This window comes from Polynucleobacter sp. Latsch14-2, from assembly GCF_018881925.1.
Classification (GTDB): Bacteria; Pseudomonadota; Gammaproteobacteria; order Burkholderiales; family Burkholderiaceae; genus Polynucleobacter.
In genome coordinates this window covers 99,952-113,662 of record NZ_JACVPL010000004.1, presented here as the reverse complement: position 1 = coordinate 113,662, position 13,711 = coordinate 99,952, and the positions used below count along the sequence as shown (strand labels likewise).

Annotated in this window: 5 protein-coding genes; all 5 read left to right on the top strand. The window is 45.4% G+C overall.

Annotation, left to right across the window (positions count from 1 at the left end):
* Positions 1 to 220: 220 nt before the first annotated feature.
* From ICN46_RS05665 to ICN46_RS05645, 5 genes are read left to right on the top strand one after another with little or no spacing between them, the layout of a single operon-like run.
* A complete protein-coding gene (locus tag ICN46_RS05665; RefSeq protein WP_216205778.1) occupies positions 221 to 556 on the top strand; it encodes a hypothetical protein in 336 nt (111 codons plus the stop codon).
* Between the two features lie 3 nt (positions 557 to 559).
* Positions 560 to 2,257 (top strand): ShlB/FhaC/HecB family hemolysin secretion/activation protein, encoded by a 1,698-nt coding sequence (locus ICN46_RS05660; protein ID WP_216205776.1) that lies wholly within the window; start codon positions 560 to 562, stop codon positions 2,255 to 2,257.
* A 12-nt stretch (positions 2,258 to 2,269) separates the two neighbouring features.
* Positions 2,270 to 3,079 carry a bactofilin family protein gene (locus ICN46_RS05655; protein ID WP_216205774.1) on the top strand — a complete coding sequence of 270 codons (810 nt, stop codon included), beginning with the start codon at positions 2,270 to 2,272 and terminating at the stop codon, positions 3,077 to 3,079.
* Positions 3,076 to 3,753, top strand: a complete 678-nt coding sequence (locus tag ICN46_RS05650; protein ID WP_216205770.1) for a hypothetical protein — start codon at positions 3,076 to 3,078, stop codon at positions 3,751 to 3,753. Before ICN46_RS05655 ends, ICN46_RS05650 begins: the two co-directional genes overlap by 4 nt.
* 12 nt (positions 3,754 to 3,765) lie before the next feature.
* Positions 3,766 to 13,701 carry a filamentous hemagglutinin N-terminal domain-containing protein gene (locus ICN46_RS05645; protein WP_216205768.1) on the top strand — a complete coding sequence of 3,312 codons (9,936 nt, stop codon included), beginning with the start codon at positions 3,766 to 3,768 and terminating at the stop codon, positions 13,699 to 13,701.
* Positions 13,702 to 13,711: the final 10 nt, after the last annotated feature.

Below are 13,711 nucleotides of genomic sequence, written 5' to 3'. Positions count from 1 at the left end.
AAAGTGTTCATTTCGTTCTATGGGTATAACTAGAGCTACACATTCAAGGGCGGGTTTTTTGAATTAGCTCTAATTTTATGCATATTAACTTGTAAGGAGCGCTCTATTTCATAGGGTATCCAGAGCTACATACCTTAGTACATAGTACTTTAGTGTGTATTTTTATTGCGCTGAATTGGGGAGAATATGGCTTATTAAAATTTCACCTAATTAAAAAAACATGAAATCAATCAATACCAATGCAACAACTGCTTTTGCTGGTGTTGGTACATCGCACAAAGATATTTCACGTAGCATATTGCTTTCTAGTACTGGTACAGAGACTGATACGAGCATAAGCAATGGCTCTTACAGCGCAATCAACGCTTCGATTCCCCCGGTTGCTCAGGTGACTCATCACCCTAACCCTATTAATACTCGTCCGACGGCCAAACTAGCCGCGAGCTATGATGTTGAGAGGAATCAGCGTTTAAGTGTAACTGGTATCTATCATCAAGATGCATATCAAGCTAAAGCCTCCACGACTGTAATAGCAGCATTTACGGTCGGTTTCTAATATATGTCCCGCTTATCTCAACTGCTTTTATCCGCTTGCATAGCATTTACGCTAAGTGGCATTGCTAGGATTTCACTTGCCCAAACTTCAGCTGGACAAGTCCTGCAAGAGATTCAACAACTAGCACCACCCGCAATCGATGTGCCACAGGCTACGCGAGAGGTTTCACCGCTAAAGCCAGACCTCATTCCACCAAAAGCTGGCCAAGTTACTTTTGTGGTTAAGCAGTTTGTATTTACTGGTAACAATAAAATTTCTAATGAAGAGCTTCAATCACTGGTTTCTGGCTTTTTAAATAAATCCATTACGTTTGATAACTTAAAGCAAGCTACCGATGTCATTAGCCGCTTCTATCAAGAAAAGGGCTGGCTCGTACGGGCAATGCTGCCTCAACAAGACATTACTGGTGGCACCATAACGATTCGCATTGTTGAGGCTAAATTGGGCGGCATCAAGATTGATAATCAAAGTAAGCGTGTTAGCAATCAACGGGTTGAAGATTGGGTTTATGGCCGCATTCCAAAAGCAAGTGAGCTTTCATTGGAGGAGCTCGATCGTGCGCTACTCACCCTGAATGATCTGCCTGATGTGAATGTAGTTGGATCTATCCAAGAGGGCACTAAGCCTGGTGAAGTCAATCTATTGGTCACCGTAACTGATAAGCCTTTATTCAATGGCCAGGTTGCTGTTGATAACTATGGCAGTCAGGGTACTGGCCAAGTTCGTGGAACCGCGCAAATCAATTTAAATGGCCCTATGGGTATTGGCGATCAGGTTTCAGTTTATGGTTTGTACACCGAAGGTAGTACCTATGGTCGTTTAGGATATACGGCCCCGGTTGGAGATAGTGGCTTGCGGGTTGGTATTAATGGTAGCTCTATGAACTACCGCGTTATTAATCAAAGCTTTTCCAGCTTGTACGCGAACGGTACCGCAAATACTGGCGGAGTCGAGGCTAGTTATCCCATTATTCGAAGCCGCGCAACTAATTTAATTGCAGTAGGGTATTGGAACTACAGCCAGTTTAAAAACTGGACAATTGCCGGTCTCAATACAGAGCAAACTTACAACACCAACGTTACTCAAGCAGGCTTAACTGGCAATTCTCTTGATAACTTTTTTGGTGGCGGCTTAAACGTTGGATCAGTGATTTTGTCGGGTGGTAATGTAAACCGAAATCCTTTGGGGGTCTATAACGGCTACTATGGTGTAGCTGGAGACTTTGCCAAAGTTCGTTATGGATTAAATCGTACCCAATCCATCACTAACAGCACATCTGCCTACCTCGCCGTTTCTGGTCAGTTAGCAACTAAAAACATGGATAGCTCTGAGCAGCTTTATCTTGGAGGTCCGCTTGGTGTACGTGCCTATGCTACTGGTGAAGGTGCAGCAAGTCAGGGCAATCTCACTACTTTTGAACTGCGTCAAAACTTACCTTATCAAACCCAATTAGCTGCTTTTTATGACATTGCTAATGTGCAGACCTGGAAGTTCAATCCCGCGATTAATACTGTAAGTAACAATTATGTTTTACAAGGTTATGGATTGAGTCTGACTTGGCTTGGCCCATACGGCTCAAACCTGAAGGCAGTCTGGGCGCAGCGTACCGGCGCTCTTTCACAAAGTACAACTAATTATCTGAGTCAGAACGGCGGCAATAGCCAAAATCGCTTCTGGTTTATGGGTTCAATTCCTTTCTAACTGGAACATCTAATGTCAACAAATGCTGAGAGTGATGTCCTGGTTCTGGGATCTGGTTTTATGATTGATGGCGATGTCCGTGGAGCGGGAACAATTTTGCTGGGCGGAACAGTAAAGGGTTCTATCAGCGCTGAAACTGTCAAGATCACCCCATCTGGTCAAGTGTTTGGCGTTATTGAGTGCGCCCAGCTAGATATTGCAGGCAAGCTTGATGGCAGCTTTAATGGTGAAGATGTCATTGTGCGTGAAGGCGCCGTGATACAGGGCAATAAAGAATTAGTTAGCAAGGGCACTTGCCTGGTTTCAGGTTCAATTCATGGTGCTTTGAAATCAAATAACCTCAAAGTTGAAAAAGAGGGCGCATTAGTTGGTGCTATTTCCGCCAATCAATTAGATACTTTTGGAAATATTACTGGCTCTGTAGTTGGTGTATCAGTGATTGTGCGTAATGGTGCTGTAGTAGATGGATCAATACATTACGGCAATCTAGCAATGGAATCAGGCAGTGATGTTACTGGTCAAATCGAGCGTAAACATCGCGCAAACATATCCCCAGCCGTAGCAACTCAAACGATTACTGTAGATTTCCCAGAAAACCTGATTCAAGAGCTACGCAAATATCCTGTGGCAGGTGCGTTAAAGGCGGGCCTTGCCAACGGCGGTCCTTTGCCTTCTTGGATGTTTGTCGATCAAGAGCGTTTTCAATTAGTTCTTCAAAGATCTGCTTTGGATGATTTGGTTGCGCGTGGACAGACTGTGCGTATTGGCATTGAAGTCGGCGATGAAATAGTTTCATTTACTCTTCCCCCAGAGAAAAAATGATTTTTGGACAATCTCATACTCACTTCATAGTGGGGTGTGTGACTATAGCCATGTTCTGCATGAGTGCGTTCGCACAGGATAGTGCTCAAGGTCAAAACGAAGTAACCGCTCAGGACCTAGCAAAAGTGCAAGGCCAAATATCGCAATTAAAAACATCACTGGTAAAGCAAAGCGCAGTACAGCATGAACAAGCTGCTGCCATGAAATCACAATTAACTTCAACCAATGAAAAAATCAGTGGTCTCAAGATCAATTTAGACGACTTTAAGAAAAATACCAATGCGAGTATTGACCAGCTAGAGGATCGATTTCATTTTTGGATCTTGCTATTAGCAGGGGTATTCACCTGCCTATTCTTAGGGCAATGGCTCGTTAAAGCAATGCAAAGTCCTTTGTCAAAGGCAAAGTCCCAGCCTGCTAGTTCGGCAGTAAAAGCTTCTGAAGTTAATCAAGAGACGTCCTATCCGCAGAATATGGGAAGTTTGTTGCGAGATTTACCACCAGCAATTTTAACTCCAGCTCCATTGGATGCCACCATGGACGTGGTGAAGTTAGGTCAGCCTGAGGATTCAGGCGCTGGTATTGGCAAGCTGATTACTCAAGAATTAGATCAAACCCAACACGCCTTTGAAGTAGCGCGTAAAGGCTTTATGAGCTCTCCTAATGTTTCTTAAGACGACATATCAATGAAGAGCTCACTTAATCGCGTATTTAAAGTCATATGGTGCCGTGTCAGAATGGCATGGGTGGCTGTCAGCGAAGCAACTAAAGGCCAGGGCAAAGTTAAATCACAAGCTCGCCGAGAAAATCGGGCAGGGCAGCAGCTAGTAAGTCATGAGTTAGTGTGGCGAGATGATCAATTGGTCATGCTGCCACTCACTCTGCTGGTTCATGAGTACCAAGCTCGATATACGTATTTCCGCAGATCGCATAAAGCTGTTGCAGCAGCACTCTTGGCTGCTGGTTTATTGCCAACGATTGCGGCAAGTGCGCCTCCAGCCCCAAATCAATTACCAACGGGTGGACAGGTAAGCGCTGGTGCAGCCAGTATTGCCACTGCTGGTAATGCCATGACGGTTACGCAAACCTCTAACCGCGCGGCCATTAACTGGAATACCTTTGATATTGGTTCTCAAGCTGCAGTTAATTTTGTACAGCCCAGCGCCAGCAGCGTAGCGCTTAATCGCATCACTTCACAAAACCCTAGTCAGATTTACGGCCAGCTCTCAGCTAATGGCCAGGTTTATTTGGTAAACCCAGCAGGTATTTACTTTGCACCAGGAGCTAACGTTAATGTGGGCGGTATTGTTGCAACTACCATGCAAATGTCAGACGCTGACTTTATGGCCGGTAGCACAACATTCACTCGTAATGGCAGTGTTGGCAAAGTTATTAATGAAGGCACTATCCAAGCCAACCTGAATGGCTACATCGCTATGCTGGCTCCAGAAGTGCGCAATAGCGGTGTGCTTGTTGCTCAAGCTGGCACGATTGCACTAGCTGGTGGTGAATCCGTTACCTTGAACTTTGGTGCCACCAACAAGCTTGACAGCATTACCGTTGCTGCATCGCAGATAGATACTCTGATTGAAAATCGACATGCCATTCAAGCGCCTAATGGTTTAGTCATTCTTTCTACAAAAGCATTGGCACAACTTACCGCTAGCATCATTAATGATGGCGTGATTGAAGCGCAAGGCGTTACTCAGGTTGGCGGCAGAATCATTTTAGATGGCGGCACTGTTGCTAATAATGGCAGCCTTAATGTGAGTAGTAATACAGCTCGAGGTGGTAACGTCACCATCACTGGTGACGCTATCACCTTAACCGGTAACTCTAGTATTAATGCATCGGGTGCTGGAGGTGGCGGTAATGTTCTTGTGGGTGGAGATTGGCAAGGAAGCAACGGAACATTTCAGGCCACCACAGTCAATATGCAAGATGGTGCCGTGATTCAAGCAAGCGCAACACAACAAGGTGATGGTGGTAAGGTTGTTCTCTGGTCTCAAGGCACAACCAATTTTTCGGGCAGCATATTTGCGCAGGGTGCAGGCCAATCTGGTTCCGGTGGAAATGCAGAGGTATCAGGAAAGACTCTCCTAAACTATACGGGTTATACAAACTTACTGGGTAGTCAGGGCGGGAGTGTTGGAACTCTATTACTTGATCCATACAACCTCTACATCACTTCTGGTTCTGGGGGTAGCACTACCGCCTCTTCAAATAACTCAATACTTGGAAACTCAACTTTAACGACTGCGCTATCGACTGCTAACGTCAATGTCACTACAGGGTCTAGTGGTTCCCAAACGGGAACAATCGGCATTTTGGCTGACATTGTTTCCTCATCCACCAATAACCTAACCCTAACTGCCAGCAACAACGTAGTGTTAGGCGGGAACGTTGCCATTGGCGGTCAGCTTACCGTTAATGCCACTGGCAACTTTGTAATGGGAACTAACCTCACCTCAGCAGCTGGTATGACTATTACAGCTAATGGAGGTTTTGTTAAAAACGGTACAGGCACTAGTTACCTGACTGGCAACATTACTACTAATGGCACAGCAATCAACATTTCTGGCCCCGTACAAATTGCTAATTTCAATGGCAACCCCCTTGGTCTTAGTACCAACGGCGGCAATATCACTCTGAGTGGTGCGGTAAGCAATTACTCAGGAACTGCACAGAACTATGCTGTAACAATGGCCTCAAATTTATATGATGGTGTAACTGCTAGCACTGTCACCGGAAATACTACGGGCATATATCTTGCATATAGCGCTGGTAGTAATGTGTTCTTCAACCAGTCAGGCTTGTCATCCACTTTGAATTATTTGCTCGTTGGTGGCGGTGGCGGTGGTGGCACTTCGATTGTGGGTCAGTATCAGGGTGGCGGCGGCGGTGGTGGTGGCGCATATAGCAGCACTTATGCGCTCAGTGGCAACTCTGTCAGTCTTACTGTTGGTAATGGTGGTGCTCTCAGTTCAAATGGTGGAGATACTTCTCTTGGCACTAACTATGTTGGTGGCGGCGGTAGCGGCGGTAACAATGGCGGTGGTAGCGTTGGTTCTCCTGGCAACATTGGTGTCGGAAACAACAATCCATCTACTGCAGGTAGAACCTATCTAGCTGGCGGTGGCGGTGGCGGTGGTGGATCTGGTTCTGGTAGCGGTTCTGTGGGCGGAACTGGTACTTCTCAAAACGGATATTCCGGGGCTCCAAACAATGGAAATAATGGCGGCGGCGGTGGTGGTGCCAATGGTGCTGCGTCCGTAACAACTGGTGGATTAGGATACTCCTCAAACATTACTGGGACCGTTACTGCATATGGTGGTGGTGGCAACTCTTCAGGTGCAACCCCAACTACTATAGGAGGTGGCTCTTCCTCTCAAGGGTACGTTGGCTCCAATGGTGTTGGAGCAAACGGTACCGTCATCATCAGTTATGTAGTTGGTAATGCAACAACCAGTGCTGCATCAGCACTCAAACTGAGCGCAGGTAGCGGTAACGTTACATTGAGTTCTACGGTTTCAAATCTAAGTAGTCTTGAGATTAATGCTGGGAATACATCTTCTATTGCTGGAGCAATCTCAGGTACAGGTAGCACGCTTACGAATAGTGGTTCTGGTACTTTGAATGTGAATGGCGCTGCAACCTACACTGGATTAACAACAGTGAATACCAGTAGCATTGTGTTCACCAATAATGCGACACCAACTACTAGTGGCTTTGCTGGTGCAGGCAATATTACTATTCAGCCCAATGTGAGTTCGAGCTTTACTAGTAGCCTAATGGCTAATTACACCTATGCCAATACCTTAAGCGGCTTGACCTTAGGTAGTGCAAGTAATACAGCGAACATTATTGTTCCTAGTGCAATTAATATTTCAGGCCCCATTAGTATTAATGGCGGAAAACTCGGCATTTTGGCCGACATAACATCCACCAATAACCTAACCCTAACTGCCAGCAACAACGTAGTGTTAGGCGGGAACGTTGCCATTGGCGGTCAGCTTACCGTTAATGCCACTGGCAACTTTGTAATGGGAACTAACCTCACCTCAGCAGCTGGTATGACTATTACAGCTAATGGAGGTTTTGTTAAAAACGGTACAGGCACTAGTTACCTGACTGGCAACATTACTACTAATGGCACAGCAATCAACATTTCTGGCCCCGTACAAATTGCTAATTTCAATGGCAACCCCCTTGGTCTTAGTACCAACGGCGGCAATATCACTCTGAGTGGTGCGGTAAGCAATTACTCAGGAACTGCACAGAACTATGCTGTAACAATGGCCTCAAATTTATATGATGGTGTAACTGCTAGCACTGTCACCGGAAATACTACGGGCATATATCTTGCATATAGCGCTGGTAGTAATGTGTTCTTCAACCAGTCAGGCTTGTCATCCACTTTGAATTATTTGCTCGTTGGTGGCGGTGGCGGTGGTGGCACTTCGATTGTGGGTCAGTATCAGGGTGGCGGCGGCGGTGGTGGTGGCGCATATAGCAGCACTTATGCGCTCAGTGGCAACTCTGTCAGTCTTACTGTTGGTAATGGTGGTGCTCTCAGTTCAAATGGTGGAGATACTTCTCTTGGCACTAACTATGTTGGTGGCGGCGGTAGCGGCGGTAACAATGGCGGTGGTAGCGTTGGTTCTCCTGGCAACATTGGTGTCGGAAACAACAATCCATCTACTGCAGGTAGAACCTATCTAGCTGGCGGTGGCGGTGGCGGTGGTGGATCTGGTTCTGGTAGCGGTTCTGTGGGCGGAACTGGTACTTCTCAAAACGGATATTCCGGGGGTCGAGGTATTGGAAGTAATGGCGGTGGCGGTGGGGGCGCTAATGGCAACGCCACCACAATTAATACCGATGGTTATGGTGGTTTAGGCTTAAGCTCAAACATTACTGGTACTAATATTGCTTATGGCTCTGGTGGTGCGGGATACGGCGAAAATCCCACTGCAAATACAGGTGGCGGCGGCGGTGCTAATCTGTACGGTGGCTCTAATGCTGTTGGGGCAAACGGCACCGTAATCATTAGCTATGCTGTAGGAAACGCAACAACTGGTGCCACATCAGCGCTTAAACTGAGCGCAGGTAGCGGTAACGTTACTTTGGGTTCAACAGTTTCAAATATAAGCAGTCTGGAGGTCAATGCCGGGAGTGCATCTTCCATTGCTGGAGCAATCTCAGGTATAGGTAGCACGCTTACGAACAGTGGTTCTGGCACTTTGAATGTGAATGGCGCTGCAACCTACACTGGATTAACAACAGTAAATACTAGTAGCATTGTGTTCACTAATAATTCGACACCAACTACCAGTGGCTTTGCTGGTGCAGGCAATATTACTATTCAGCCCAATGTGAGTTCGAGCTTTACTAGTAATTTCACGCCTACGTATACCTACGCATCGACTCTGACTGGTTTAGTTTTAGGTAGCACTAGTAATAGAGCAAACATTTCGATTGGCAGCGATATTGGCATTGCTGGTCCGATAAGTATTTATGGAGGCATAGTCAATGTTAGCTCGAATCTTGCTAGTAGCAACACGGGCGATATCAGCCTGATTGCATACTCCAACATTACTAACGCTCTCAATGTTTCAGCTAATATTCTAAAGACGGGTGGAGGCTTATCGAATATTTCCTTATCTTCATATGGTGGAGTTCTTAGTTCTGGAAACATCACAGCCAGTAACTCAGCTGGAGCAAATGTAGTTCTTTGGTCGGGTGTTGGAAACGCAACATCCAATTCCACCGTTACAGTAAATAATGTCACCACTAATGGCGGCAATCTTTGGGTAGGCGGCTCCAATACGACTCTTGGCAGCACAGTTTGGCATGGCCTGACAGTAGGCAATTCAGGCGCTCAAATTAATTTATGCGGAAGCTTGTCAGTCGGCGCAGGCGATGTGATGTTGTGGCAAAAATCTGGCGCATCAATGAATGTTACTAGTGCATCGATTACTGATACAACCGGCACTATTGTTTTGGTCAGCGATGGGTATTCCGGTACGGGCTTAGCAATCAACTCTAATGGAACACTTAACCTTGAATCGAGTAGCGGGAATTTTGGTGGTGGATTTATATGGAATGGTACCTATGGATCCCCTGCGACCAGTCTAGTAGGTAGCAACACCCTATCTAATGTCACTATCAATAATTTAAATCCTGGCTTAAGTGCAAATACAACGTCATTACAAAATTTAGTGATTGGTAACTACACTGGGGGTGGACAATCTAGCGATACGGTCTATAGTTTTGCCAATACAGGGAACATCACAGTAGGCAATCATATTTTTATGCCTAATAGCATTGTTCTTCAAGGCAAAGACCTTGTTTTAAATGCTCAAATTGGAGCCGCTCCAACAGCTTCACTTAGTGACCCCACGAAAGGGTTAACTTTAGTCTCCAGTGGAAATGTAAGTGAATACACAGGACTTCCGGTTCTGAACAATGATGTTCGCTTTATTGGCGGAAACATTACTCTGACAGCTTCTAATTTAATTGATCAAATGTCAGCAACTGGAGTTGGTAACTTAACCATTGCCAACAACTATGGATTTTCTGGAACTACTCGTACCTTGGGTTTAGAGGGGATAAGCGCTTCCGGGCTTATTAAGATTCAAAATACTGGTGCTATTAGCGTTGATCAAAACGTAGTAACTACAAGTACTGCCAATGCTTCAGCAAGTCCGGCAATATTGTTGGCGGCAGGTTCTGGACTTGCAGTAGGAAATACAACTGCTGGGTTTGATCTGTATATGAATGGTGGCACTGTTTCTACTGGCGCTAACGGTCTTTCACTTATTTATACCGGTAGTATTGCCAATAGTACCGGCGTTACTACCTCGGTTGGGTCTGGCTCAGGCAAGTTTCGCTATAACAGTACATTAGCGTCAACAGGCTACAACACAACCGCAGCGCCTTTAACTACTGGCGTATATGCAATTTACCGCGAAAGCCCCACGCTGAATTTGACTCAAGCGTCTAATACTTCTGTATACGGGGTTGCCAATAGCAGCAATGCAAATACCTATAACAACATTACTTTTAATGCGGTGAACGGTGATTCTTTAGCTCAAATATTTGGGTCTACGCCAACCGTTACGATTAGCGGTGGTTTATCCAGCACCAATTACTACAATGCGGGAACGCATGGAATTAATATCACGCAGAGCGCCAATAATCTTGGTTATGGCCCCGTAAATTACACCAATGGTACGCTAACCATTACTCAGGCCCCCTTAGGCATTACTGCCAACAGTACCTATAACGGCGTAACTACATTTAATAATTTAGTTAACGGCACCAGCTACAACCTGACTGGTTTGAAAAATGGCGAGGTGATTGCTTCTGCTAATTTAACGGTGAGCAATTCTAATGTGTCGGCCAATGGCTCTAACTACGTCACAGGCCTGACCGTGGTATCTGGTAACGCAAGCATTAGTAACTACAACATTACTACTGCTTATAACGATGCTATAGCTACTAACACTACTAATACCTTTACCTTGGCTCAGGCCAATCTAACGATTACGGCAAACAACACCAGCACCCAATATGGTCTGGGTACCACCTTAGGCACAACAGCGTTTACACCAGTTGGTCTGCAAAATAGTGAAACGATTGGTGGGGTGACGCTATCAAGTGCTGGCGTTGCAAATACTACAAACGTTGGTCTTTACAACATCACCGCTACTGGTGCAACAGGCGGCAGCTTTATTGCTAGCAACTACAACATTGGCTACGTCAACGGTACTCTAAATATTACGCAAGCACCTCTTACATTGGTAGCGGGTAATTTGACTCGCACCTATGGTGCCGCAAATCCGACGACCGATACGGTGACCTTAGCAGGTGGCACTACTCTATATAACGGCAATACCATAGGCAATGCCACGGTAAGTTCACCAGCTATTTCGACTACCAATGCTGGTCAAACAGCTAATCTCACACCAAGCGCAGTAGCCTTTACCAATGGCTTGGCAAGCAACTACAACATTACCTACACCAATGGCGCGCTAACTATTAGCCAAGCGCCCTTAGGCATTACTGCCAACAGTACCTATAACGGTTCAACTAATTTTAATGGGTCAGTTAACGGCACCAACTACAACCTGACAGGTTTGCAAAATGGTGAAACGATACTTACCGCAAATTTGGCAGTGAGCAATGCTAATGTGGCATCTGCTAATAACTTTGTCACCGGTCTAACCAGGCTCACTGGTACTGCCGATATGAGCAACTATGTGATTAATGGGTCTTATAACAGTGCGCCTACTACCAACACTACCAATACCTTTAACTTGGCTCAGGCCAATCTCACGATTACGGCTAATAGCTCAACTAAGGTTTATGGTCAAAACATTACCTACAGCGGCACAGAGTTTACGCCCGTGGGATTGCAGGGCAGCGATACGTTAACCGCGGCTAATATATCTAGTTCGGGCGCAGTTGCTAATGCATCAGTCAACGGCGGTACAAATTACACTATTGCAATTAGTAATGCGACAGGTGCCAATGGTTACCTTACAAGTAACTACAATATTAGTTATGTGACTGGAAACTTAACTGTCACTCCGGCACCATTGGGCATTGCCACAACAGGCACCTATAGCGGTACAACACTAGTAACACCGGCAACATATAACGTCACCGGCTTAGTCAATAGTGAAACTATTAGCGGTATTTCTTCGGTAGTAGTTAATAATGCGAACGTCAATCAGGCTAGCTATGTGACCTCGCTTAATCTTGCTGCCAATAGCACTGCCAATATGGCGAATTACCGGTTAAATTCGGTTGCCAATACAACGCTAAATACAACAACTACAAATACATTTGTATTGGCGCAGGCAAATGCCACCATTACACCAAATAATGATGCAATCTTTGTTGGGCAGACCTTGCCAGGGACATACAACATAACGATTAATGGCTTAGTGAACGGCGAGACATCACCCGCTGGTTTAGTGAACGGTACGGTCACCAATTCTGCTACAGCCAATTCTTCAGCAGGCTCATATAACCTAACGGCTAACGGTTTTAGTTCAACCAACTATCATTTTGCCTATACCAATGGTACCTTCACTGTTGTCCCCGCAAATAAACTACTGATTCAGACGGGTAATGCAATTACCACTTATGGTACAAACGCAACGCTAAGTCCAACTTCGGTTCAGTATCTATACAACACTACACTTGTAGCCAACTTAACCCTGGCATCAAATGGCACTTTGGGTAATAACACTTACCTCTATAACGATCCTAATGGCGGAACAGTCACCCTTGCATTGTCTCCGGCAAATACTACGGTTAGTGGAAGTGGGAATCTGAATGTCTATAACTACCAAATGGGTAGCAGTGTTATTAATCAGACTAGCTCTAACTTCAACGGTACTACAACAACTCTTGGTACTTTGGCCGTAAGCGCATTGACTGTAACTCCTCAAGCTGGAAATATCAGCAAGGTATACGATGGCACTACCTCAATGAGCGGCTTATCCATTGGCTTGAGTCCATCAATTATTGCTGGTGATAATGTCAATATCAGTGGCGGTGGCGCTTTCTCGCAAGCCAATGCGGGCACCAACCTAAGCTATACCGTCAGCGGATTACAACTCAGCGGTACAAATGCCGCTAACTATGTCCTATCTGGAGGCTCTACATTCTCAGGTAGCAATGGAACGATTGCTCCTCGTATGATAACTTTAACCAATACGCAGGTTTATAGTGGTTCAACTGTATTAACCAATGTCTCGATCGGTAATCTGGTCGGTAATCAAACGCTTTCCTATAGTGGCGCATCAGCCAATAGCAGTCACGTTGCTGATAATGGCTCAAATTACATTACGGCCATTGCCTTAAGCAATGGTTCTGCCGGTGGATTAGCAAGTAACTATCAATTACCTATTCTCAATGCTGCGAATGCCCCCGTTGTCATTACGCCAGCACCATTGACTGTAGTTGGTACAACGGTAGCTAATAAAATTTACGATGGAACGACAACAGCAACACTCACCAATGGCACATTACAAGGTGCTGTAGCAGGCGATTCATTAGTGCTACTACAGGCTGGTAATTTTATAAGTCCTAATGTTGCGAACGGAGTGTCGGTAACCGCCAGCGATAGTTTTAGTTCATCCAATTCACCAATTGGTAGTTTGACGTCTGACTATAGTTTGATTCAGCCAGTGGGGCTAACTGGAAATATTCTTCCGGCTACAGTGCCAGCTACTAATTCTTGGATCTATCAATCAACAATGGTTCAGGGCGGTACAACGCTTTACCTCCCATTGCCTAAGACTCAAACCGCTGCGTCACCAGTAGCACTGGATGCTATAGCATTTAATGATGAAATAATCTTCCTCAAAAACTCCAATGAAGAATCAACAGCGATGGAAGTGAGCGCCATAAAGAATGATATTTCACCTGTTTTGAGCGATTGGTCATTTGGTGCCATTCCACCACTTACCAGATTGCCTGAAGTTGACTCTATGAAGGCGGTAGAGCAGGATGGAAAAATATTCTTAATTAATACAGAATCAAAACGGGAAAATAGATTGGACACCGTTAGTCTGTTTTCTAGTCAATTGATTGAGCGGGACAACTAAGAGAATCTAA